24 protein-coding genes and 1 pseudogene are annotated in these 23,185 nt (G+C 68.6%); 15 read left to right on the top strand and 10 right to left on the bottom strand.

Annotation, left to right across the window (positions count from 1 at the left end; genetic code table 11):
* Positions 1-45 precede the first annotated feature (45 nt).
* A complete protein-coding gene (locus EER27_RS15830) occupies positions 46-849 on the top strand; it encodes an MBL fold metallo-hydrolase (RefSeq protein WP_123089113.1) in 804 nt (267 codons plus the stop codon).
* Positions 850-932: 83 nt separating this feature from the next.
* Positions 933-1,394, top strand: coding sequence for a cupin domain-containing protein (locus tag EER27_RS15825; protein ID WP_223807376.1), 462 nt, complete (start codon positions 933-935; stop codon positions 1,392-1,394).
* A gap of 146 nt (positions 1,395-1,540) precedes the next feature.
* Here EER27_RS15825 and EER27_RS15820 read toward each other — a convergent pair whose 3' ends face one another.
* The gene (locus EER27_RS15820) at positions 1,541-3,568 is read right to left on the bottom strand and encodes a sodium-translocating pyrophosphatase (RefSeq protein ID WP_123089111.1); all 2,028 of its coding nucleotides are present in this window, start codon (positions 3,566-3,568) and stop codon (positions 1,541-1,543) included.
* 377 nt (positions 3,569-3,945) lie between these two features.
* Between EER27_RS15820 and EER27_RS15815 the strand changes: the two genes are divergently transcribed.
* The gene (locus EER27_RS15815) at positions 3,946-4,431 is read left to right on the top strand and encodes a hypothetical protein (RefSeq protein ID WP_123089159.1); all 486 of its coding nucleotides are present in this window, start codon (positions 3,946-3,948) and stop codon (positions 4,429-4,431) included.
* Between the two features lie 191 nt (positions 4,432-4,622).
* Here the strand turns inward: EER27_RS15815 and EER27_RS15810 are convergent, their stop codons facing one another.
* The 4 genes from EER27_RS15810 to EER27_RS15795 form a co-directional block, all read right to left on the bottom strand.
* Positions 4,623-5,405 carry a CsgG/HfaB family protein gene (locus EER27_RS15810; RefSeq protein WP_123089110.1) on the bottom strand — a complete coding sequence of 261 codons (783 nt, stop codon included), beginning with the start codon at positions 5,403-5,405 and terminating at the stop codon, positions 4,623-4,625.
* Positions 5,406-5,672: 267 nt separating this feature from the next.
* A complete protein-coding gene (locus tag EER27_RS15805) occupies positions 5,673-6,164 on the bottom strand; it encodes a DUF2846 domain-containing protein (protein WP_123089109.1) in 492 nt (163 codons plus the stop codon).
* Between the two features lie 111 nt (positions 6,165-6,275).
* On the bottom strand, positions 6,276-6,953 hold the full coding sequence (locus EER27_RS15800) for a hypothetical protein (RefSeq protein ID WP_123089108.1): 678 nt from the start codon (positions 6,951-6,953) through the stop codon (positions 6,276-6,278).
* A 92-nt stretch (positions 6,954-7,045) separates the two neighbouring features.
* Entirely contained in the window at positions 7,046-8,326 is a 1,281-nt protein-coding gene (locus EER27_RS15795; protein ID WP_123089107.1) for a 6-phosphofructokinase, read from the bottom strand.
* Positions 8,327-8,726: 400 nt separating this feature from the next.
* Between EER27_RS15795 and EER27_RS15790 the strand changes: the two genes are divergently transcribed.
* The 3 genes from EER27_RS15790 (at position 8,727) to EER27_RS15780 (ending at position 11,640) form a co-directional block, all read left to right on the top strand.
* Positions 8,727-9,305 carry an adenylate kinase gene (locus EER27_RS15790; protein WP_123089158.1) on the top strand — a complete coding sequence of 193 codons (579 nt, stop codon included), beginning with the start codon at positions 8,727-8,729 and terminating at the stop codon, positions 9,303-9,305.
* Between the two features lie 133 nt (positions 9,306-9,438).
* A complete protein-coding gene (gene mpl / locus EER27_RS15785) occupies positions 9,439-10,821 on the top strand; it encodes a UDP-N-acetylmuramate:L-alanyl-gamma-D-glutamyl-meso-diaminopimelate ligase (protein ID WP_123089157.1) in 1,383 nt (460 codons plus the stop codon).
* A gap of 228 nt (positions 10,822-11,049) precedes the next feature.
* Positions 11,050-11,640, top strand: coding sequence for an LON peptidase substrate-binding domain-containing protein (locus tag EER27_RS15780; RefSeq protein WP_123089106.1), 591 nt, complete (start codon positions 11,050-11,052; stop codon positions 11,638-11,640).
* On the opposite strand, the gene EER27_RS15775 is transcribed toward EER27_RS15780, so the two are convergent.
* Positions 11,620-13,665, bottom strand: coding sequence for a bifunctional DedA family/phosphatase PAP2 family protein (locus tag EER27_RS15775; protein ID WP_123089105.1), 2,046 nt, complete (start codon positions 13,663-13,665; stop codon positions 11,620-11,622). The two genes, EER27_RS15780 and EER27_RS15775, sit on opposite strands and share 21 nt — an antisense overlap.
* Positions 13,666-13,798: 133 nt before the next feature.
* Between EER27_RS15775 and EER27_RS15770 the strand changes: the two genes are divergently transcribed.
* From EER27_RS15770 to EER27_RS15740, 8 genes are all read left to right on the top strand, one after another.
* Positions 13,799-14,458 carry a protein kinase family protein gene (locus EER27_RS15770; RefSeq protein ID WP_123089104.1) on the top strand — a complete coding sequence of 220 codons (660 nt, stop codon included), beginning with the start codon at positions 13,799-13,801 and terminating at the stop codon, positions 14,456-14,458.
* Between the two features lie 21 nt (positions 14,459-14,479).
* The gene (locus EER27_RS17470) at positions 14,480-14,614 is read left to right on the top strand and encodes a hypothetical protein (protein ID WP_263316947.1); all 135 of its coding nucleotides are present in this window, start codon (positions 14,480-14,482) and stop codon (positions 14,612-14,614) included.
* Between the two features lie 68 nt (positions 14,615-14,682).
* A complete protein-coding gene (locus EER27_RS15765; protein ID WP_123089103.1) occupies positions 14,683-15,528 on the top strand; it encodes an SDR family oxidoreductase in 846 nt (281 codons plus the stop codon).
* The gene (locus EER27_RS15760) at positions 15,525-15,944 is read left to right on the top strand and encodes a VOC family protein (protein WP_123089102.1); all 420 of its coding nucleotides are present in this window, start codon (positions 15,525-15,527) and stop codon (positions 15,942-15,944) included. The genes EER27_RS15765 and EER27_RS15760 overlap by 4 nt, the downstream gene beginning before the upstream one ends.
* 117 nt (positions 15,945-16,061) lie before the next feature.
* Positions 16,062-16,463: a DUF350 domain-containing protein gene (locus tag EER27_RS15755; RefSeq protein ID WP_123089101.1), complete on the top strand. Its 402-nt coding sequence runs from the start codon at positions 16,062-16,064 to the stop codon at positions 16,461-16,463.
* A complete protein-coding gene (locus EER27_RS15750; protein ID WP_123089100.1) occupies positions 16,464-16,913 on the top strand; it encodes a hypothetical protein in 450 nt (149 codons plus the stop codon).
* Positions 16,913-18,013: a glutathionylspermidine synthase family protein gene (locus tag EER27_RS15745; RefSeq protein WP_123089099.1), complete on the top strand. Its 1,101-nt coding sequence runs from the start codon at positions 16,913-16,915 to the stop codon at positions 18,011-18,013. The genes EER27_RS15750 and EER27_RS15745 overlap by 1 nt, the downstream gene beginning before the upstream one ends.
* A gap of 125 nt (positions 18,014-18,138) precedes the next feature.
* Positions 18,139-19,371, top strand: a complete 1,233-nt coding sequence (locus tag EER27_RS15740; protein ID WP_123089098.1) for an acetylornithine/succinyldiaminopimelate transaminase — start codon at positions 18,139-18,141, stop codon at positions 19,369-19,371.
* 17 nt (positions 19,372-19,388) lie between these two features.
* Here the strand turns inward: EER27_RS15740 and EER27_RS15735 are convergent, their stop codons facing one another.
* From EER27_RS15735 to thiE, 3 genes are all read right to left on the bottom strand, one after another.
* A complete protein-coding gene (locus tag EER27_RS15735; RefSeq protein ID WP_425480856.1) occupies positions 19,389-20,003 on the bottom strand; it encodes an HAD family hydrolase in 615 nt (204 codons plus the stop codon).
* Entirely contained in the window at positions 20,003-21,295 is a 1,293-nt protein-coding gene (hemL, locus tag EER27_RS15730) for a glutamate-1-semialdehyde 2,1-aminomutase (protein ID WP_123089097.1), read from the bottom strand. The genes EER27_RS15735 and hemL overlap by 1 nt, the downstream gene beginning before the upstream one ends.
* An 81-nt stretch (positions 21,296-21,376) precedes the next feature.
* Complete coding sequence (gene thiE / locus EER27_RS15725; RefSeq protein WP_123089096.1) at positions 21,377-21,997, bottom strand: thiamine phosphate synthase; 621 nt, start codon at positions 21,995-21,997, stop codon at positions 21,377-21,379.
* A gap of 4 nt (positions 21,998-22,001) precedes the next feature.
* Here thiE and EER27_RS15720 point away from each other — a divergent pair.
* Positions 22,002-22,257, top strand: a pseudogene (locus EER27_RS15720) (rubredoxin).
* 57 nt (positions 22,258-22,314) lie between these two features.
* Here EER27_RS15720 and EER27_RS15715 read toward each other — a convergent pair.
* Positions 22,315-22,764: a DUF192 domain-containing protein gene (locus EER27_RS15715; RefSeq protein WP_123089094.1), complete on the bottom strand. Its 450-nt coding sequence runs from the start codon at positions 22,762-22,764 to the stop codon at positions 22,315-22,317.
* Positions 22,765-23,185 lie beyond the last annotated feature (421 nt).

The raw sequence follows: 23,185 nt of genomic DNA, 5'->3' as shown, positions 1-23,185 counted from the left end.
CCGGCCAGCAACGACGACTCCAACCCGGCAACCCGAGGCACGGCCATGTCCTTCCCGATCTGTGAAACCTGCGGCACCCAATACGCGGATGTCCCCACGCCCCCGACGCTTTGCCCGGTCTGCCAGGACGAGCGCCAGTACGTCGGCTGGAACGGCCAGACGTGGACCACCCATGCGGCCCTGGCCGATCGGCACACGCTGCGGATCGAGGACGACCAGGGCGTGCTCGGGATCGGCCTGTCGCCCGGTTTCGCGATCAACCAGCGGGCGATCCTGTTGCCCACCGATGCCGGCAACATCCTCTGGGAATGCCTGAGCCTGGTGACCGACGAGGCCGTTGCGGCATTGAAGGCGCGCGGTGGCGTGGACTACATCGCCATTTCGCATCCGCACTTCTACGCCTCGATGGTGGAGTGGAGCCAGGCCCTGGGCGGCGTGCCGATCCTGCTGCACGAAGCCGACCGCGAGTGGGTGTTCCGACCGTCACCGCTGATCCGGTTCTGGAGCGGCGATGTGCTCAGGCTTTCCGACTCGGTCACGCTGCTTCGTTGCGGCGGGCACTTCGCGGGCAGCACCGCGATTCATTGGCGCGATGCTCCGCGCGGCGGTGCGCTGTTTCCCGGCGATGCACTGCAGGTAGTGCTCGATCGACGCCACGTCACCTTCATGTACAGCTACCCGAACTACATCCCGATGCGGCCCCGCGACGTGCAGCACATGAAGTCGCTACTGGATGGCTATGCGTTCTCCGACGTCTACGGCTACACCTGGGGACGCAACATCATCGGCGGCGGACGCGAGGCCGTGGACGCGTCGTTTGCGCGCTACCTGCAGGCGGTGGCCGCTTGAACGCGCCCGGCATTGCGCCAGGAGCGACGACGCCGGATCCAGGCCAAAGCACGAACGTCGTCGAGACCGGTATGAACGATGGCATGTCCGCCGTGGCGCGCTACCTTCCCGCGCGCCTCGCCCAAGGCGGGCGGTTGCCGTGGATACCCGCGACCACCCCGGGCAAATCGTCGATGCCGCTGCGCTTTTTCCGCGACAACCGCGGCTTCGTCGAACTGCTGCGGATGGAACCCGGCGTGGAGATGCCGCTGCACCGGCACATCGGTGCGACCCACGCCTACCACCTGAGCGGCAGTCGCCAGCTGTCTACCGGCGAGATCTTCGGGCCGGGCGACTACGAGTGCGAGCCGCCCGGCAACACCGACGCCTGGAAGATCGTCGGCGACGAACCCCTGACCGCCCTGGTGATCGTCATGGGCGAGGTGGAATTCCTCGGCCCGGATGGGGGCGTGCGGGGTCGCGCGAATGCGGACTCGCAATGGCAGGAGTACCGACGCCACTGCCACGAGCACGGCCTGGCGCTACTGGATCTGTTCGATCCGTAGTGCACGTTCCGGCGACCGCCCCGCGCTGCATCGGTGTGCCGGAGCGCACGCGAGGACAGGGCGACGAGGACTGGGCGCTGCGGCAGGGATGCCGAAAACGCGAACGGCGGCCGAGGCCGCCGTTCGCGTGCTGCGGGACGTGGGTGCTACAGCAGCGGCACCATCAGCAGTGCCACGATGTTGATGATCTTGATCAGCGGATTGATCGCCGGGCCCGCGGTGTCCTTGTACGGGTCGCCGACGGTATCGCCGGTAACCGCGGCCTTGTGCGCTTCCGATCCCTTGCCGCCGTGGTGACCGTCTTCGATGTACTTCTTGGCGTTGTCCCACGCACCGCCGCCGGTGGTCATCGAGATCGCCACGAACAGGCCGGTGACGATGGTGCCGATCAGCAAACCGCCCAGTGCCTTCGGCCCCAGCAACAGACCGACGACCACGGGCACCGCGACCGGCAGCAACGACGGCACGATCATTTCCTTGATCGCCGACTTGGTCAGCATGTCGACGGCCTTGTCGTACTGCGGCTTGCCGGTGCCTTCCATGATGCCGGGGATGTCGCGGAACTGACGGCGCACTTCCTCCACCACCGCGCCAGCCGCTCGACCCACCGCCTCCATGGCCATCGCGCCGAACAGATACGGGATCAGGCCGCCGATCAGCAGGCCAATGATCACCTCGTGGTCGGACAGGTCGAACGCGAGCGTCGCGCCGCCGTTGTTGGCCGAGAGGTTGTGCGTGTAGTCGGCGAACAGCACCAGCGCGGCCAGCGCCGCCGAACCGATCGCATAGCCCTTGGTCACCGCCTTGGTGGTGTTGCCGACCGCATCCAGCGGGTCGGTGACGTTGCGCACCTCGGGCGGAAGCTCGGCCATCTCGGCGATGCCGCCAGCGTTGTCGGTGATGGGGCCGTAGGCGTCGAGTGCGACGATCATGCCCGCCATCGACAGCATCGCCGTGGCGGCGATCGCGATGCCGTACAGCCCGGCAAGCGCATGCGCGCCCCAGATCGCCGCGCACACCGCGATCACCGGCAGCGCGGTCGACTTCATCGATACGCCCAGGCCGGCGATGATGTTGGTGCCGTGTCCGGTCGTTGACGCCGCCGCGATGTGCCGCACCGGCTTGAACTGCGTGCCGGTGTAGTACTCGGTGATCCACACGATCGCGCCGGTCAGCACCAGGCCGATCAACGCGCACCAGTACAGGTTCATCGCGCCGAAGCTGTTGTCGGCCATCAACTCGGTGGTGATCGGGTAGAACGCGATGGCAGCCAACACCGCCGACACGATCACGCCCTTGTACAGCGCGCCCATGATCGAGCCGCCTTCCTTCACCTTGACGAAGAACGCGCCGATGATCGAGGCGATGATCGACACGCCGCCCAGCACCAGCGGGTACAGCACCGCGTTGTGCCCGGCCTCGGCCGCCATCAGGCCACCCAGCAGCATCGTGGCGATGATGGTGACCGCGTAGGTTTCGAACAGGTCGGCGGCCATGCCGGCGCAGTCGCCGACGTTGTCACCGACGTTGTCGGCGATCACCGCCGGATTGCGCGGATCGTCTTCGGGAATGCCGGCCTCGACTTTGCCCACCAGGTCGGCACCGACGTCGGCGCCCTTGGTGAAGATGCCGCCGCCGAGACGGGCGAAGATCGAGATCAGCGAGGAACCGAACGCCAGGCCCACCAACGCGTGCAACGCGTGCTCGCCGGTGATGCCCATGTGGTTCAGTGTCAGCCAGTAGCCGGCCACGCCGAGCAGGCCCAGTCCAACCACCAGCATGCCGGTGATCGCGCCGCCACGAAACGCGACATCCATCGCCGGGCCCATGCCCTTTCGCGCTGCCTCGGCGGTGCGCACGTTGGCGCGCACCGAGACGTTCATGCCGATGTAGCCGGCCGCGCCCGACAGCACCGCGCCGATCAGGAAGCCGATCGCGGTGGGCCAGTTGAGGAAGAAGCCGATCAGCACGAACAGCACGGCGCCGGCGACGGCGATGGTGGTGTATTGGCGGTTGAGGTAGGCGCGGGCGCCTTCCTGGATCGCGCCGGCGATCTCCTGCATGCGTTCGTTGCCGGCGGGCTGCGCGCTGATCCAGCGCGCCGAGAAGATCCCGTAAAGGATCGCGATAACGGCGCAGACCAGCGCCAAGTGCAAACCGTACTGCTCCAGCATGAACCCCTCCCCAGAGTGGAAATCACGGGACAACGGATTGATCTGTTTCGATGGTGGCTGCCCTGGACAGTGGGGGACAGGGCAGCGACCCGACTATGGCACACCGCCTGAAACGCCGGAAACCCGAGCGTGCGTTGACGCCCGGGTTGGCTGCGAGGCCGGCATCGGATGCGTGATCGTCATCGCGTTGCGGCGCCCGCCGCATTGCCGTCCGGCTTGTGGCGACAGTGCCCATCGGAATGAGGACAGTGGCGCCGGCAAGTCGCGCGGCATCGGGCGTGAACCGGGGTTCAGCGCTGACGTGCCAGCCTGCGCGTCGATTCGACTACAGGAGAGCGCCGATGCGCCTGGCCCTGCTCAAGGTTCTGGTTGCCGCGATGGTGGTCGCGCCGTGCGTGTCGGTTGCCGCGGGCGATCCGCCGCCGGAGGTCCAGCGTTCCGCGGTGGCACCCCAGGCCAACGGTGCGGCCCATTCGCTGCGCACGATCCCCGAGGCCTGCGCACGCATCGAGGGCGTGTTCACCGGTGAGGCGGCCGAGCCGTACCGGTTCGCGGTGATCCGCACCAGCGCGAACTGCCGACCACGCGCGCGCTTTGTCGACGCTGCCAAGGCAAAGCCGTCGGTGGCCGATGGCTGGATCTTCAACGATGTGCTGCGCGTGCCCAGTGCCGCGTGCCCGTCGTTGCAGGCGGTGGTGAAGGTCTGGCGCAAGCCCGGTGCAGCACCGCCGGCGCTCGACGCCCAGGGCCGCGCGCGCCTGTACCTGGAAGAGTCGCTGCAGGCCGCCAGGCAGGATCGCATTGCCGCGGTGCCGGTGTACGCAGCGCAGATGTCGGTCGAAGGCGAGGCCTGCGCGCGCTGAGCCGATTGGCAGGCCGTTGACCGTGGCGTTCTTGCTGCGTCGTTCGATCCCCGTGCGTTATCGCGTGACCATCGTGCACAAGGCCGCTTCCGCGCGGTCGATGCATGGGGCGATGGGTCGCCCGCAACGAGACCGCCCCGAACGAAAACGCCCGGCATAAGCCGGGCGTCTGCGTGTGGCGAACGAGTGGTTCAGTTGCCGACGTCGAGCTTGCCGCCCTTGCCCAGGCCGCCTTCGACGTTCTGCGCCTTGTAGCTGCGCAGCGCCACGACCATCTTGTTGTACGCGTCGGCAAACGCGGCGCCGAGCACCTTGCCTTCGGGCGTGTTGGTGTAGCCGCCCAGCCCGCCGGAACCGCCGAAGCCGCCGATGCCGAAGTCGGTCTTGCGGCCTTCGCCCTCGGCCGCGGCAAGCTGCACGCCGGAGCGGTTGTCGATGAGCGTCAGCATGGTCGAGGCCTTCTTGAACTTCAGCCCACCCAGCAGCGCGCCGGCGATGCGTGCGTTGCTGCCGAAGTTGCTGAGAAAGCCGCCGATGCCGCCGGCGTTGCTGGTCGAAAACTGGATCGTCGGGTTCATCGTGTAGTCGGCGGCGACCATCTGGCCGCGGCCGAAGTTGCTGCCCGAGCGCATCTCGCCGCTTTCCTGAAGCGCGCGTTCGCCCATCATGTTGTTCATCGCGCGGCCGCGTTCGACCACCACGAAACAATTGGACTGCTGGATCAGCATGCGCAGCAGCGGGACCGTCGAAGGCAGGCGCAGGTCGCTGGTGAGGTACTGGTACCAGTCGCCATTGGTGTCCTCAACCACCGCCAGCGTGCCCATCGGCGCGTCGCAGTGCTCGAGCTGGACGTTGCCGCCGGAGGTGTTGCCGCCTGCCACCGCGCCAGCACCCTGGTTGCGGCCGGCCGCGGCATCGGAAACCGCAAGCACCGACAGGAGTGCGGCGGAGAGGAGGAGCGAGTGTCTGGTCATGGGCTGGATTCTTGTCTGTCGGTCGTGATTGGGCTCCGGGACATCCGGTCCCGGAATGATCCTTGCCATACGTCGGTGGTGCTTCCGGTTCGCCCTTCGCCCTGTGCGGCCGGCGGCGGATCCGGAATCGGCCCTGGAGCGGCCTGGGCGGCGACCGGCGGTATTCCGCCGCGTCACGAACTCTCCAAACGCAAAGCGTGATCGGATCAGGACGCCGCGGAGAAACGCCGATGGAACGCCCCGTGCGGGGCGTTCCAGTTGGTTCGATCAGTTGTCCTTCTTCAGCTTGCCGGCCAGGCCGTCGAACGTGGCCTGATCGGACGGGGCGAGGTTCTTTCGACCGGACATGACGCCCATCGACATCGAGGCCTGCACGTAATAGGTCTCGCCCGACTCGACCTCGAGGTTGAGGTCATCGCCGAAAACGTGCGCGCCCGGCGCGGTTTCCAACACCAGGTACTTGCCGTTGCGCAACTTGCCCAGCTCGGTTTCGCCTTCGGTGATCTTGATGCCCATCGCGGCGCCGACCATCTTCGAGGGACGGAAGAACACGACCAGGCCCTTGCCGGCCGGCGGTGCACCGATCAGCGGGTTGAACGCCGCCGCTGCCTCGGTAGGCGCAGCAGGCATGGCGTCGACAGCCGGCGCGGCCGCTTCGGTGGTGCTGGCGGTCGCGGTGGTGGTGGCCGCGTCCTGTGCGAACGCGGCGGCCGGCAGCAGAGCCAGCATCAGGGTCGAACGGCAGATCAGCTTGCGCATCGGTACTACTCCGGTTGAAAGGGCCGCGATTGATGCAGCCGGGATGGGAAACGGATGAAGTTCGGGATGGGGTTAGCGATGAGGCGCCGGATGGGGCGTCGGTGCCGGGCGTCAGGGCGCGATGCCGGAGCCGTCGATGGGTAACGCCGCCGGTGGTGCGTTGGTGGCGCGATCGATGCCCGTCGGGTTCCGCGGTGGCAGGTGGACGTCGCCCGCGAGCTTGGCTTGTACGCGTGTCCCGACTGGAATCTCGATCTCGCGTCCGCGGATGAACAACGCGAACGGCCCGGCCACGATCGCCGCAGCGGCCGCACCGTTGGTCCGGCTTTGTCCGGACTGGCCGTAACTGAGTCCGCGCAGCGGCAGCTGCTGGCCGTCGAGTTCCAGATAGCGTGCGGCGATCAGCAGTTCTCCCGCGGCCCCGCCGCCGCGCGAACGCGCCGCGTGCACGATCTCGCCGACCCCGCGGGTTCCTGCGGGGACCACCTCATGGCCATCGACGCGCAGCGCTGTCGCCAGGATCAGTGGGAAACGCTCGCCGCGTTTGTGTAGTGCGGAGTTGAGCGTTTCACCGATCTCGAGTTCGACGCGTTGGCCGTCGGCCAGCCGACAGCTCGCCGGTGCGCAAGACGTGACTGCGCCGACGTCGCCGGTGGTACCGACCGCGGTGGGCGCGGGCGATGATCCCGGCAATGCCGTGGCGGCAGCCGGTGCAGGTGCGGGCGCGACCTGGGACAAGGCGTTGGCGGTGGCCAACGCCGCGAACACGACGAGACTGCTGCGTAGCATGGTGGGCGCCCCCCTGAGCGCGCGGCCACGCTAGCCCAGCGCCGGCAATCTGCCAAGCGGCCGCGCGAGAGGCGCGTGCGCCGGCTCTCGTTTCAGCCGATCCAGTCCGGCAGCCGCTTGCGAACCGCCTGGTTCTTCAGCACGACGTACTTGGGCAGGCCGTCCCGGCCGAACGGTGGCGGCGCTTCGCCGCGCACGAGGGGCTCGAGATAGCGGCGGGCCGCCGGGGTGATGCCGAAGCCGTCCTTGCGGATGAAGCTGGCCGGCATCGTCTTCTCGTGATTGGCGACCTTGGTCAGGGGCGCCGCCTCGATCTTCCATCGATAGGGCGCATCGGCCGTGCGCACGATCACCGGCATCACCGAATTCATGCCGGCCAACGCGAACTCCACCGCCTTGCGACCCACTGCCAGTGCCTGTTCGAGATCGGTCTTCGACGCCAGGTGCCGGGCCGAACGTTGCAAGTAGTCCGGCAGGGTCCAGTGCACCTTGTAGCCCAGCGCATCCTTGACCCGCCCGGCCAGGTGCGAGGCGACCCCGCCCAACTGGGTGTGGCCAAACGAATCCTTGCCGGCACCGGCGTCGGCGACGAAACCGCCATCGGCGCTGCGGATGCCCTCCGAGGCGACCACGACGCAATAGCCCACGCGTTCGACGGTTGCCTTGACCTTGGCAAAGAATGCCGCCTCGTCGTAGACCCGCTCGGGGAACAGGATGATGTGCGGTGCGTCATCGAGGGACTGTCCGGCCAACCCGGCCGCTGCCGCCAGCCAGCCGGCGTGGCGTCCCATCGCCTCGTACACGAACACCTTGGTGGACGTGTCCGCCATCGCGGCGACATCCAGCGCAGCCTCGCGCACCGACACCGCGGTGTACTTGGCCGCCGAACCGAAACCGGGACAGCAGTCGGTGACCGCGAGATCGTTGTCGACCGTCTTGGGCACGCCGATGCAGGTCAACGGATAGTCGAACTCGGCGGCCAGGCGCGACACCTTGAGCGCGGTGTCGGCCGAATCGTTGCCGCCGTTGTAGAGGAAGTAGCGCACGTCGTGGGCGCGGAACACCTCGAGCAGGCGCTCGTACTTCGCGCGGTCTTCCTCGAGCGACTTGAGCTTGACCCGACACGAGCCGAACGCGCCGCCCGGCGTGTGCGCCAGCGCGCGGATCGCGGCGGCGGACTCCTTGCCGGTGTCGATCAGCTCTTCGCGCAGCGCGCCCAGGATGCCGTTGCGGGCCGCCAGCACGCGCACCTTGCGCGCGCGGGCGGTCTCGATCACCGCCGAGGCGGTGGCATTGATGACGGCCGTGACGCCACCTGACTGGGCGTACAGCAGCGTTCCGGTGGGGGCGGTCTTGCGTGCTCGCGTGGACATGGCGGTAGAGGCAATGGCGGCCGTCGTCGGCCCGGTCGGGCGAGTGTATGCCGCCGCCTCGGGCCGTTGGCCAGGGGCACGCGGCCCGGCGTCCTGCTGGCGAGCGCCGTTGCCCGGCGGTTCTCCGCCGCGTGCGATGTCCCGACGCGTCCCGGGGCGCACCCCCCGTTCCGATTTCTCCGGGCCGAATCCTCCGGGCCAGTTCCGCCGGGCGGCGGGGTCCACGGGCCTGTTGGTGCTGACGGGCCCCGCCGGGGGCCGATGCGTTAAGCTGGCGGCCTTGTTTCGCCCGTGGGTCGGGTTTGTGGCGCTGCCAGCGCCGCACTGCACACGGGCTTTGCCCCACGCGGGGCCGGGGCCGATGCCCCACGGCTTTCATGATTGTCTCAGGAGCAAAATGATGCGATTGGTACTTCTGGGCGCGCCCGGTTCCGGCAAGGGCACGCAGGCTGCGCGACTCAAGGAGCACCTGCAGGTGCCGCATATCTCCACCGGCGACCTGCTGCGTGGCGAAGCGGCGTCCGGCAGCAAGCTTGGCCTCGAAGCCAAGCAGGTGATGGATCGCGGCGAGCTCGTCTCCGACGAAATCTTGCTGGGTATTCTCGAAGACCGCCTGTCGCGTCCCGATTGCGCCGGCGGCTTCATCCTCGATGGCTACCCGCGCAACCTGGCCCAGGCCGACGCGCTCGACGGTCTGCTGCAGCGTCTGGCCAAGCCGTTCGATGCCGCGGTGCAGCTGGATGTCGCCACCGAACTGCTGGTCGAGCGCATCGCCGGCCGCGCTGCCGCCGAGGGCCGTGCGGACGACAGCCCGGACGCCGTGCGCACTCGCCTGAACGTCTACAACAACCAGACCGCGCCGGTGATCGAGTTCTATCGCCAGCACGGCCAGTTGACCGTGGTCGATGGCGTCGGCTCGCTCGACGAGGTGTTCACGCGCATCGTCGAGTCGATCGCGCCGGTACGCGAAGTGGGTTGAGCCAGCGCTCGCGCAGGCCTTGGGCCTGCTTGGCTGGCAACCGCCCGAAGCATCGAATGCGCAGGGCCGGACGACCGGGTGCGACGCGCATGCGTCGCCCCGGAACGGCCCGGGCGCGACAGCAGGACTTCCGATCTTGAAGCTACATATCCTGGGCATCGCCGGCACCTTCATGGGCGGCGTCGCCGCGCTGGCACGCGAACTCGGTCACGAGGTCGAAGGCAGCGACCAGGCGGTCTATCCGCCGATGTCGACCCAGCTCGAAACGCTCGGCATCGCGCTCAGGCAGGGCTACTTGCCCGACAACATTTCCGCGGACTGCGAATCGATCGTGGTCGGCAACGCGCTCTCGCGCGGCAACCCCGCGGTCGAGCAGGTGCTCGACGACGGTCGCGCCTACACCTCGGGCGCCCAGTGGCTCAGCCAGCACGTGCTGCCCGGACGCGACACGCTGGCCGTCGCCGGTACGCACGGCAAGACCACCACCACCACCATCCTGACCTTCCTGCTGGAAGCCGCGGGCCGCGCGCCGGGCTTTCTGATCGGCGGCGTGGCGGAGGATTTCGGTGCCTCGGCGCGGATCGGTTCGGGCCGCGAGTTCGTGGTCGAGGCCGACGAGTACGACACCGCGTTCTTCGACAAGCGCAGCAAGTTCGTGCACTACCGGCCGCTGGTGGCGATCCTCAACAACCTCGAGTACGACCACGCCGACATCTTCCCGGACGTGGCCTCCATCCAGCGCCAGTTCCATCACCTGGTGCGTACGGTGCCCCGTCGCGGCCGGCTGATCGTCAATGGCGAGGACCGGCACCTGGCACAAGTGCTGGAGATGGGCTGCTGGACGCCGGTCGAGACCTTCGGCCTGGATGTCGCCGCCTCGGTGACGGCGCAGCCGTTCAATTGGACCGCGCGCCTGCTGGTCGATGACGGAAGCGCGTTCGTGGTGATCCACGATGGCGTCGAGCTGGGCGAGCTGCGCTGGTCGCTGCTGGGTCGCCACAACGTCATGAACGCGCTGGCCTCGCTGGCGTGCGCGCACGCAGTGGGTGTCGACGTGGCCGCGGTGCTGCCGGCGTTCGCTGCGTTCCGCAGCGTCAAGCGGCGCATGGAAGTGATCGGCGCGTCGGCCGGCATCACGATCTACGACGACTTCGCCCACCACCCGACGGCCATCGCGACGACGCTGGCCGGGCTGCGTGCCAGGGTGGGCGATGCACGCATCGTCGTGGCGATGGAGCCGCGCAGCAATTCGATGCGCCTGGGCGCGCATGCCGATGCGCTGGCGCCGTCGCTCGATGGTGCCGACGTGGTGGTGTTCCTGCACCGCCCCGAACTGGCCTGGGATGCGGGCAAGGTCGTTGCCGGGCTGCGTGGCGAAGGCGTGACCGCGTCCGACGCCGACGCTCTGCTTGCCGCGCTCGGCGAGCGCGTGCGCGCCGGCGACCACGTGGTGTTCATGTCCAACGGCGGCTTCGACGGCGCACCGCGCCGCTTCCTGGCGCAGCTGACGGGTTGAGGCGTCCTGCCGGTCGGCAAGCCGCCGCACGGCTGTCGGCCAGCTCCAGGACGCGGGAACCGTCGCGTACACACCCAACGGTGCAAGGCCGCGCCCGCGTCACCCCGACTGCGCCACGGGCGTTACGGGAATTTCCGGCGAGGGTGCCGCAGGCGCGGTCGCCTGTTCTATTCTCCAGATACCGCCGCAGGCGCGGCCCAACGTCCCCTCGCGCGACCCGACCAGTCGATGCCCGATCGCCAGACCCCGTCCGAATCGCTTGGCCTGTTTCCGCTGCACGCGGTGCTGCTGCCCGGTGCCTCTCTCGGCCTGCGGGTGTTCGAGGCGCGCTATCTCGATCTGGTGCGCGAGTGCGGTCGTCATGGCCGCGGATTCGGCATCTGCCTGATCCTTGCCGGAGACGAGGCCGGCGATCCGGCCACGGCCGCCGCGTTCGGTACCGAAGCGCTGATCGAGGATTTCGGCCAGGGCGACGATGGCCTGCTGACGTTGCGTGTGCGCGGCGCGCGCCGCTTCCATGTGCGGCGCGTGCGGGTGCGCGACAACGGCCTGCAGGTCGCCGAAGTGGAGTGGTGCGATGAGGCCTCCGACGAGCCCGTGCTGCCCGAACACGGGCTGCTGGCCTCGATGCTCGAGCACGTACTGGAGCGCACCGGTGGCGAGCATGCCGCCGCGCCGCGCGCGCGGTTCGACGACGCCGCCTGGGTGGGCTGGCGCCTGGCCGAATTGCTGCCGCTGCACGACTCGCAGCGGCAGGCGCTGCTGCAGGTCGACGACCCGCACGAACGCCTGCAGCAATTACTTCGCCTGGTTTCCTGACACCGGCGAGGTTGCCGGAGCCGGCGCACGCGCAGGTGCCGCTGGCGTGCGCAGACGCAACACCGCCTGGCCGTTGCGCGGGTGCGGTGCCTCGATCGGGGCGAATCCCTGGAGGCCACGGCGCACCAGCACGAGCGCGCGTCCGTCATCGGGCTGCGGCAGCCACAGGGCGACAAACCCCAAGGGCTTGCGCAGGCGCAGCGTCTGGCTGCTGCCGATCCACAGCGGCGTGCCATCGGCAAGCTTTGCCGGGGCGGGCCACAAGCGCAGTGCGTACTGCTCGTCGGCGCGTACGCCGTCGTGCAACAGCAGCAGCGCTTCGGACCGGGCATCGAGGGTAGCCGGCAGCACGGCCTGGTCGCGGGCCTTCTCGGCGACGTTGAGCAGGCCGACGGTGGCCAGCCAATCGGCCTGCGGCTGCACGCGCCAGCCATCGGCTTCGAGCGCGGCACGCAGCGGCGCGAGCGGCCCGGCCACCTGCACGTCCAACGGCCAGCGGCGGCGTGCGTCCTTCTCGTTGCGCTGTTCCGGCAACGTGGTCCATTCACTGCGCCACCAGTTCGCGGCCACCAGCGTGGTGGTGGGTTGCGGCGCGTTGAACTTGGCCAGCAGGTCGTCGGCTGCACGTGGCGCATGCCACAACGCGGCAACGGCAAAGGTCAGGTAGAACGAAATGGCCAGCGGGCGCATCCAGAACGCGCGCGCCACGTGGCGCCGGTAGGCCAGGCCCAGCACGAGCAGCCAGATGATGCCGAACAGCGTGCCGCCGACCAGGTCGCTGAGCCAGTGCGCGCCCAGGTACAGGCGCGCGAAGCCGATCAGCGTGGTGAAGACGCCGGCCAGCAGGTAAGGCCAGACGCGGCTGCGGCCGGGCAGTTCCCGGGCGATCAGCACCGCGAAGAAGCCCAGCGTGATCGTGGTCATCGTGACCGCCACCGACGGGAACCCGAAGCCGTCCGGCGCGGTGGGCGGGCGCGGCATGTCGATGGCGGACTCCAGCAGGGCCGTCAGCGCCAGGCCGAACACCAGCGCGGCGATCCAGTGCGCGGCGGCCATCCAGCGTCGCCGCCACAGCAGATAACCCAGCGCGACCGCCGCTGCCGGACCCAGCACCTGGGCATCGCCCAGGCAGGCCAGCGCGGCCATCATGCGGTCGGCGAGCGGGTTGCGCAGGCTCCACATGAACTGGTGGATGGTGTGATCCACGGCGAGCGGACCGCCACTGGCGAGCAGGCTGGCGATCAGGGTGAACCAGACCCAGCCGATGGCCAGCAGGCACACCGCCAGCATCACCAGCGACGGCGATTCGGGGCGATTGGGGTCGATCAGCGCGGCGGCGTAGCGGCCCAGGTGGGGGTGAGCGCGGGTCCAGCGCAGCGCGCGCGCCAGCAGGTTGTCGGCATGCGCGGCAAACCAGCGCCACGTGTACAGCACGCAGGCCCAGACCAGCGCGATGGCGACCACCAGCGCGCCGAGCACCAGCGCCAGCCGATCGGCGACCGCGGCGACCGCGTCGTACGAGGCGCCCAGTATCCAGCCCGGTGCGAGGAACAGCGCCGACCACGCCAGGCAGGCGGCCAGGCTGGGAAGGGCGTAGCTGCGCAGCGGCATCTTCAACATGCCGGCAATCGCCGGCACGAACGGGCGCACGGCACCGACGAAGCGCGCAATCACGATGCTGCGCGAGCCGTTGCGGCGGAACATCACCTCGCCCCGGTCCAGCCACTGCGGGTAGCGCGAGAAAGGCCATCGCTGGCGCAGTTGCGGGCCCCAGCGGTGGCCGATCCAAAAGCTCAGGCCATCGCCGACGAAGGCGCCCAGCGTCGAGCACGCCAGCGCATACGGGCCGTTGAGGTGGCCCAGGCCCACGAGCGTGCCCGCCGCGAACAGCATTGGTAACGCGGGCACGAAGATGCCGAGGATCACCATGGCATCGCAGAACGCGATCAGGAAGATCAGGGCGCCCGCGGCGGTGGGGTTGGCGCTGATCCAGGTGGTCGCGCTTTCGATCCAGGCAGATTCCATCGCCGGATTATAGGCAGGGGTCTGGTGCTGGCATATGTCAGCCACGCGCGTGATGCGTGGACGGAACGCCTTGCGCGCGCAGCGCGGATGTGCCCATGGCGTCGTCACCGGCGCGGCTGCGTAAACTGTCGCGATGTACCCAGAAGCCAGCGAAATTTCCGCGCTCAAGGCCGACAGTTTTGGCCGCATTGCCCTGATGCGCGATGCCAACGGCCTGTTCGTGCGCCGCGACCTGCGCCATGTGCCGCTGTGGCTGCGGCTGCCGGCGTGGTGGCTGGCACGGCGCGAGGCGCGCGCGCTGCAGCGTGTCGACGGGCTGGACGCAACCCCGCAGTTGCTGCGTTGGGACGGCCGCCGCCTCGATCGCAGCTACATGGAAGGCGCCGCGATGTACCAGCGGCCACCGCACGGCGACCTGGCCTATTTCCGCCAGGCGCGGCGCCTGCTGCAGCAACTGCATCGCCGCGGCCTCGCCCACAACGATCTGGCCAAGGAAGCGAACTGGCTGGTGCTGGCCGACGGCCGGCCGGCGATCATCGATTTCCAACTGGCCACGCATGGCCACGCGCGATCGCGCTGGATGCGGCTGCTGGCGCGAGAGGACCTGCGGCACCTGCTCAAACACAAGCGAACCTACTGCCCGGGGACGATCACCCCGGTCGAGCGCCGGGTGCTGAAGCGCCATTCCTGGCTGCGCGATGCCTGGTTCGCGACCGGCAAGCCGGTCTACCGGTTCATAACGCGACGCCTGCTGAAGTGGGAAGACAACGAAGGCCAGGGCCCGAAGCCCTAGTGGCGCGGGACCTGCAGGAACGTGGGCGGTGAAGCCACCGACGGCGCCATCGACGAAGACGATGGATCGACCGGGGCTGCCATCGCCATTGCAATCGAGCATGCTGGCCGTACCTTCGACGTCATGGATTGCGGCTTCGCCATGGCGCCAACCTGATCCGCCGAGGCCGCGCAGCGGCCACCCCCGCCGGCCCGCCGGCGTCTGACCCAACAGACGGTGACATCATGAATACCCTGTCCGGCAAGACCTTGTTCATCACCGGCGCCTCACGTGGCATCGGCCGCGCGATCGCCCTGCGCGCCGCGCGTGATGGCGCCAACATTGCGATCGCCTCGAAGTCCGCGGTGCCCAACCCGAAGCTGCCCGGCACGATCCACAGCGTCGCTGCCGAGGTCGAGGCCGCGGGCGGGAAGGCGCTGCCGCTGCAATGCGACATCCGCGAGGAAGACGAGGTGCGCGCCGCAGTCGCGGCCACGGTCGACACGTTCGGCGGCATCGACATCCTGATCAACAACGCCAGCGCGATCTGGCTGCGAGGCACGCTCGACACGCCGATGAAGCGCTACGACCTCATGCAGCAGGTCAACTCGCGCGGCAGTTTCCTGTGCGCGCAGGCCTGCCTGCCGTACCTGCAACAGGCACCCAATCCGCACATCCTGTCGTTGGCGCCGCCGCTGAATCTCGATCCGAAATGGTGGGCACCGCACACCGCCTACACCCTGGCGAAGATGGGCATGAGCTTCGTGACGCTGGGCCTGGCCGCCGAATTCGGACCGCAGGGCATCGCGGTCAACGCATTGTGGCCGCGCACGGTGATCGCCACCGACGCGATCAACATGATTCCCGGCGTCCAGGCGGCACAGTGCCGCAAGCCCGAGATCGTCGCCGACGCCGCGCATCTGGTGCTGTTGCGGCAGGCCGATGGCTTCCACGGACACTTCCTGATCGACGACGACGTGCTGTTTGCCGCAGGCGTCACCGATTTCGACCAGTACGCGGTCCAGCCCGGCCAGCGCCTGCTGCCGGACCTGTTCCTCAGCGACTCGCAGCTGCCCAAGCACCTGCGATGAAGTACCTGCATGCGATGGTCCGCGTTGCCGACCTCGACGCGTCGCTGCGTTTCTTTTGCGACGGCCTCGGCCTGGTCGAGACGCGCCGGAAAGACGTCCCGGAAGGGCGATTCACCCTGGTCTATCTGGGCGCTCCGGCCAACCCCGCGTCGGAGATCGAACTCACGTTCAACTACGACGTCGAGGACTACGGCGGCGCCCGCAACTTCGGCCACCTGGCGTTCGAAGTCGACGACATCTACGCCACCTGTACGCACCTGCAGGCGATGGGAGTAACCATCAATCGCCCACCGCGCGATGGCCACATGGCGTTTGTGCGGTCACCGGACCGGATCTCGATCGAACTGCTGCAGAATGGCGGGCGTCTGCCGCCGCAAGAGCCCTGGGCATCGATGGCGAACACCGGCGACTGGTAGGCGGCCACGCTCCCGTCGCACCGTGCGGGCGGGAGGGTCGCCGCGCATGGCCGGCAGATTGCGCTCGCCGCGAGGTCCGGCTACCGTGCGCCCCCGCGCGCCAAACCGGATCCATCGATGTCCAACTACCTGCAGACCCTGCCGCAGTTTCTCGCCTGGTTCGGCGTTGCTGCCGCGCTTGCCGGATTGTTCGTGGTGGCCTACCTGTGGCTGACGCCGCAACGCGAGATCGCCCTGGTTCGCGCAGGCAACCTCAGCGCCAGCCTCTGCCTGTCGTCGGCGTTGCTGGGCGTGGTGATGCCACTGGCCAGCGCGCTGGCGCACAGCGTCAGCCTGGGCGACCTGGCCAGTTGGGGACTGGTTGCGCTGCTGTTGCAGCTGCTGGCCCACATGGGCACACGGCTGTTGCTGCGCGACCTGCGTGCCCGCATCGAGCGCGACGAGGTCGCCGCAGCGGTGCTTTGCTCGGCGATCCACCTGGGTGTCGGCGTGCTCAACGCCGCCGCGATGGTGGTCTGAGTGGCCCGCAACCGAAACAAGGGCAAGTCCACTTCGCGCGCCGCGCCTGTGCAGACCCACCGCAAACGCTCGATCTCGGCGCCGCTGGTGATCGCGGGCTTGGCGGCGGTGGTTGCGTTCCCCATCTTCCGCGACGCCACCGGCGAGGAAATGAAGCGCGATCGCTATGGCGCCGATCAATACAGCTGCCAGTGCGACTATGGCTCGCGCTGCGAGCACGCCGATGGGGGCTGGGTCGGACCGTGGTACCCGGCCGACACCGGCAATGGCCTGTCGGGCACGCGCGAATGGGGCGAGTGCAGCCAGGACACACGCGGAACCAACTACCGCAGCGGCGGCTACTACGGCGCGGGCCGGTCCATGCTGGACTATCACTCGCCGGTGTCGCGCGAGTCCGGTTATCGCGGTGGCTTCGGCGGAAGCGCCCGGATTCGCAGCGCTGTCTCGTAATGCGGCGGGAAACGTGCACACCGCGCGCCGACTGGCGCGGCAAGGTCGAGGCGCTCGGGTTCGACTTCCATTCCCCCGGCGGTGAGCGGTACTGGGCCGAAGACGCGCTGTACCGCTTCTCCGAGGCCGGCATCGACCGGATCGAAGCGGCCGGCAATACGCTCCACGCCATGTGCCTGGAGGCCGTGGCCGAGGTGGTGCGGCGGGGCGACTACGAGCCGCTGGGCATCGACGCCCGCGCGGCGGCGCTGGTCGAGCGCTCGTGGCGCCAGCGGGAGCCGGCGTTGTACGGCCGCTTCGACCTGGCATGGGCCGGCGAGGGCGAGCCGAGACTTCTCGAATACAACGCCGACACGCCGACCTCGCTGTTCGAGGCGGCCGTGGCGCAGTGGTACTGGCTGGAGGACACCGCGGCCGGCGCCGATCAGTTCAACCTGATCCACGAGGCGCTGGTTGCGCGCTGGCAGGAGATCGTGCCGGCCGGCAGTCGCGTGCACTTCGCCGGCTGTCTGGAGTCCGATGAAGACCGCGGCACGCTCGACTACCTGCGTGAATCGTGTGCCCAGGCAGGCCTGCAGCCGGTGGGGCTGGACATCTCCGACATCGGCTTCAACGGGCGCGAGTTCGTCGACCTCTCCGACCGGCCGATCACGCGGATGTTCAAGCTCTATCCCTGGGAGTGGATGCTCGCTGAGCCGTTCGCCGCCCATCTGGAGGCCACCGCGTGCCAATGGATCGAGCCGACGTGGAAGCAGGTGCTGTCGAACAAGTCGCTGCTGCCCCTGCTGTGGCGGATGTTCCCCGGGCACCCCAACCTGCTGGCGGCCTCGCACGACCCGCGCGACATCGCGGGCGAGGTCGTGGCCAAGCCCCGTTTCGGTCGCGAAGGGGAAGGCATCACCGTGCACGAGCGGGCGCCCGCTTTCGCCGAGGACGGTGTGGTCTACCAGGCCTGCGCACCGCTGTACGCGAGCGAACACGGCCATGCGTTGCTTGGGGTGTGGGTGGTGGGCGACAAGGCGGTGGGGCTGGGCGTGCGCGAGGACGACGACCGCATCACCCGCAACACCAGCCGCTTCGTGCCGCACTGTTTCGACTGAGCGCCCCGGTCCTCCGCCCCGGCGGCCCGCGCTTCGATGCCGCGAATCGGGCGCGACCCGTTCCGTACGGCCCGGCGGGGCTGGCGATCGGCGAGAATGCGGGTTTTCCGCCGCACGCCATCGCCATGACCGACACCACCGACTCGCTGTTCGCCCTCTCCGAGCGCTACTACCTGCCGGTGTACCGGCCGCGCCGCATCGTGCTCGATCACGGGCGTGGATCGCGGATCTGGGATCGGGACGGCCGCGAGTACGTCGATTTCGGTGCGGGCATCGCCGTCAATGCCCTGGGCCATGCGCACCCGGCGCTGGTCGCGGCGCTTACCGAGCAGGCCGGCAAGCTGTGGCACACCAGCAACGTGTTCGTCAGCGAGCCGACGTTGAAGCTGGCGCAGGCGTTGGTGACGGCGTCGGGGTTCGCCGAGCGCGTGTTCTTCTGCAATTCCGGTGCCGAGGCCAACGAGGCGGCGATCAAGCTCGCACGCAAGTGGGCGACGGCCAAGGGACGCGATCCGGACAGGCGCGTGATCCTGAGCTTCCGCGGCAGCTTCCACGGCCGCACGCTCGCCGCGGTCACCGCGACGGCGCAACCGAAGTACCACGAAGGTTTCGAACCACTGCCGCCGGGCTTCCGCTACAGCGACTTCAACGACCTGGCCGCGGCCGAAGCGGCGATGGCCGATGGCGACGTCTGCGCGGTGTTGATCGAGCCAGTGCAGGGCGAGGGCGGTGTGACCCCGGCAACGCCGGAATTCCTGGCAGGCCTTCGTGCGCTTTGCGATCGCCACGACGCATTGCTGGTGCTCGATGAGATCCAGTGCGGCATGGGCCGCACCGGCGCGCTGTTTGCCTGGCAGGGTTACGGGGTGACTCCGGACGTGGTGACGCTGGCCAAGGCACTGGGCAGCGGGTTTCCGATCGGCGCGATGCTGGTGGGCGACCGCGCGGCCGACGCGATGCAGTTCGGCGCGCACGGCACCACGTTCGGCGGCAATCCACTGGCGGCCGCGGTTGCCACGGTGGCCTTGCAGGAACTGTCGTCGCCGGCGCTGCTGGCCAATGTCGATCGTCAGTCGCGCGCGCTGCGCGATGGTCTGGCGGCCATCGACGCCGAGTTCGGATTGTTTTCGGAGATCCGCGGTCGCGGCCTGATGCTGGGGGCGCAGCTGCGCGAGGCGCATGCCGGTCGCGCGAGCGACATCCTCGACCGCTGCATCGAACAGGGCCTGCTGCTGTTGCAGGCCGGACCGGACGTGCTGCGGTTCGTCCCGGCGCTCAACATCGGCGATGCGGACATCGCCGAGGGCCTGGCGCGTCTGCGCACGGCGCTCGTGCAAGCCCTGGGGCCCGCCGCGTAAATCCCGGCGGCGGGCGTTCAGGCCAGGTCGTAGAGCTGCAGCACCGACGCCAGCGTCGCGGCGTCGGGAGTGTGCTCGGCATGCAGGCCGGCACTGCGCGCCCCTTCGACGTTGCGCGGCGAATCGTCGACGAACAGCGTTTCCTGCGCGATCGCACCGAAATGCGCGAGCGCGCGGCGGAAGATCTCCGGCTCGGGCTTGCGCACGCCGAGCGCTCCGGAGCACAGCACCGCGCCTTCCAGCATCGGGAACAACGCCGGCAACACGCGGCGCGCGGCCTCGGGCAGCAGGGCGCCATTGTTGGTGAGGACGCCAACCCGGGCGCGTCGCGATGCCACCAGCACCCGATCGGCGACACCCGCCTCGACGTGGTACCCGGCGACGCGCGAAGCGATCCAGGTGGCCTCGTCCACCGGAGACTCCAGGTCCCGGCCCAGGCGCGCCAGGTACTGCGCGGTGTCCACCTGGCCGCAGTCGTACTCGGTTTCCAGCCCGGAATCGAACAGCGCCTCCACGACGCGCAACGGCGAGCATCCCGTCGCGTCGGCCAGGTGCTCGACGCGGCGCTCGTGCGAATACCGCACGAGCACGCCGTCGAAGTCGAACAGCACCAGCTTCGGGCGCGCGCGCATCAGCCGGCCGCCACGATCGCAAACGCCTCGCGCGCGGCCGCAACGGTCTGCGCGATTTCGGTTTCGCCATGTGCACTGGACATGAAGCCTGCCTCGAATGCCGAAGGTGCCAGGTAAACGCCGCGTTCCAGCATCGCATGGAAGAAGCGGCCGAACTTTGCGCTGTCCGAGCCCATTGCATCGGCGAACGATTGCACGGGCCCCTCGCGGAAGTACAAGCCGAACATGCCCGGTGCACGCGTGGTGTGAAATGCCACGCCGGCGTCGCGCGCGGCCGTCTCCAGCCCGTCGCACAGCGCGTGCGTGGCGCGTTCCAGGGCGTCGTGGAAGCCCGGAGCCTGGATCAGGTCCAGCGTGGCCAGACCGGCCGCCATCGCCACCGGGTTGCCGCTGAGGGTGCCGGCCTGGTAGATCGGGCCGCTCGGGGCGACCTGGCTCATCAGGTCACGGCGGCCGCCATAGGCGCCCACCGGCATGCCGCCGCCGATGATCTTGCCGAAGGTGCTGAGGTCGGGCGTGATGCCGTAACGCTGCTGCGCGCCGCCGAGGGCCACGCGGAAGCCGGTCATCACCTCGTCGAAGATCAACAGCACGCCATGCTTCGTGCACAGGTCGCGCAGGTGCTGCAGGTAGCCGTCGCGCGGCAGGATGCAGTTGGCGTTGCCGACGATCGGTTCGATGATCAGCCCGGCGATCTCGCTGCCGACCTCGTCGAACAACCGGGTCGCGGCGTCGAAATCGTTGTAGGGGAGGGTCAGGGTCAGGTCGGCCAGGGCCGCGGGCACACCCGGCGAGTTGGGCAGGCCCAGGGTCATCACGCCGCTCCCGGCCTTGACCAGGAAGCTGTCGCCGTGGCCGTGGTAGCAACCCTCGAACTTGACGATGCGCGAACGACCGGTGGCGCCGCGTGCGACGCGGATGGCCGACAACGTTGCCTCGGTGCCCGAGTTGACCATGCGCACCATCTCGCAGCTCGGCACGATCGAGGTGATCGCTTCGGCCATCGTCACCTCGAGCGCGTTGGGCACGCCGAAGCTGAGGCCGTCACGCATCGTGCGCGCGACCGCGTCGAGCACCTGCGGGTGCGCGTGCCCGGCGATCATCGGGCCCCACGAGCCCACGTAGTCGATATAGCGATTGCCATCGACATCGAACAGGAATGCGCCTTCGGCCCTCTGGGCGAAGAACGGCTCGCCGCCGACCGATTTGAACGCGCGCACCGGCGAATTGACGCCGCCTGGCAGCAGTTGCGTGGCGCGGGCAAACAGGGCGTGGGAACGATCGGTGTTCATCAATGTCCTTCTCGGGTACTTCCACCCGCTTGCGCGGGAAGCGTTGTTGTCATGGCGCCGGCAGTCCGGCTGCCGGGGGGTTCAGAAGCAGTCGACGTAGGCACGCGTGGCTTCCGCCGGGTCGGGCGCGTCGAACACGCCGCTGATCACGGCGACCAGGTCGGCGCCTGCCGCGATCAGGCCGGGGGCATTGTCCGGCGTGATCCCGCCGATCGCCACCCGCGGTACGCCCAGCCCGGCGGCGTCACCCAGCAGCACGGGTGAGGCGCGCCGTGCCAGCGGCTTGGTGGAAGAAGCGAAGAACGCCCCGAACGCCACGTAGCTCGCGCCCGCGGCAACCGCCTGCCGGGCCAGGTCGAGGCGGTCGTAGCAGGAGGCGCCGAGGATCGCCGAACCCCCCAATGTCGCCCTGGCCGGGCCGAGTTGGCCGTCGTCCTCGCCCAGGTGCGCGCCGTCGGCGCCGATCGCCGCGGCAAGCCGCCAATCGTCATTGATGATCAACGGCACGCCGTGGCGACGGCAGAGCGGCAGCAGCGCCGTCGCCTGGAACTGGCGCGTCGCCGCGCTTGCCGTCTTGTTTCGGTACTGCAGCCAGCTGGCGCCGGCCCCCAGCACCAATGCCACGTCGGCGAGCAGGCGCTCGGTGTCCTGCTGGTCGGGTGTGATGGTGTAGAGGCCCCGCTGTGGCCAATGAGATGTCATGTGCATGCTTCCGTGGGAGCGGCCCGGGTGGGACAATGCCCGTCCCGAAGTCCACGCATTATCCGCTCATGTCCGAGACCGCCACGATCACCGCTTACCGCACCTGGATGTGCGTCGTCTGCGGTTTCATCTATGACGAAGCCAAGGGCTTGCCGGAAGAAGGGATCGCCGCGGGCACCCGTTGGGACGACGTGCCCGATACCTGGACCTGCCCGGATTGCGGCGTGACCAAGGACGACTTCGAGATGATGGAGCTCTGAAGCCCATCACCCCTGATGCTTCGATGCATCAGGGGATCGCATTACCAGGGCATCGCACTACTTGTCGGCGATGCCGGGGCCGAAGGTCAGCTCGGCACCTTGCTCAAGCCCCAGCTTCGCCGCCTCGCCGGCATTGAGCTCCAGTACGAACAGTGCCGGGGCGTTGCTCGGGTAGGGTGGGCAGCCATTGCCCAGCGAGCACGGCGGCACATCGCGTTGCTGCGCCACCAGCCGGCGCCCGCCATCGAAGTAGAGGATGTCCAGCGGAATCCGCGTGTTCTTCATCCAGTAGGCCTGCGGCTCCTCGCTGTCGTGTACGAACAGCATGCCGGTGCCCGCGGCCATCTCATCCCGGTACATCAACCCGCGCGCGCGTTCTTCGTCGTTGTCGGCGACTTCAACCGCATAGCGCGTGCCCGCCAGCTCGACCCAGGTCGCATTGCCGGAAGCGCATCCCGCCAGCGCGAGCGTGCAGGCCGCGGTGAGCGCGCGTCTTAGTAGTGTCATCAGATCAGGTCCATGTCGACTGCCGGCGACCTTCGGACAAGCCCGCACAAGCGTCAAGCAGGCGCGTTCAGCGTGGCTACGCAACCCACGCGAAAAATACTTGGCGATCCCCTATGCAAATCCGTTGTGCATGTGCACAATGCGCGCCCCGCCGGGAGCTTGTGAAGGACTGGCGGGGGCGCAGAAGGCGGCAACGAAGTTAGTGCTTGACGACTGACGAAGTGGCTGTAAGATGCGCGGCCCGGTAGAGCAGTCGTGATGATGCGAAGCTGGGTGCAGCAAGGAAGTGGTTCACGGGTGGTTGACGGGACACGGAATTGCGGTAAGATGATCGGCCCGGTTGGTAGCCAGTACGGACCCCGGGGCGGCAAGAAAAAGATTCGGTTGAGGTGTTGACGGAATCGAAACTTGCTGTAAGATG

The organism is Montanilutibacter psychrotolerans (assembly GCF_003719825.1).
Lineage (GTDB): Bacteria > Pseudomonadota > Gammaproteobacteria > Xanthomonadales > Xanthomonadaceae > Montanilutibacter > Montanilutibacter psychrotolerans.
Note: the sequence above shows the minus strand (reverse complement) of the source record. Positions and strands in the feature narration are given on the sequence as shown.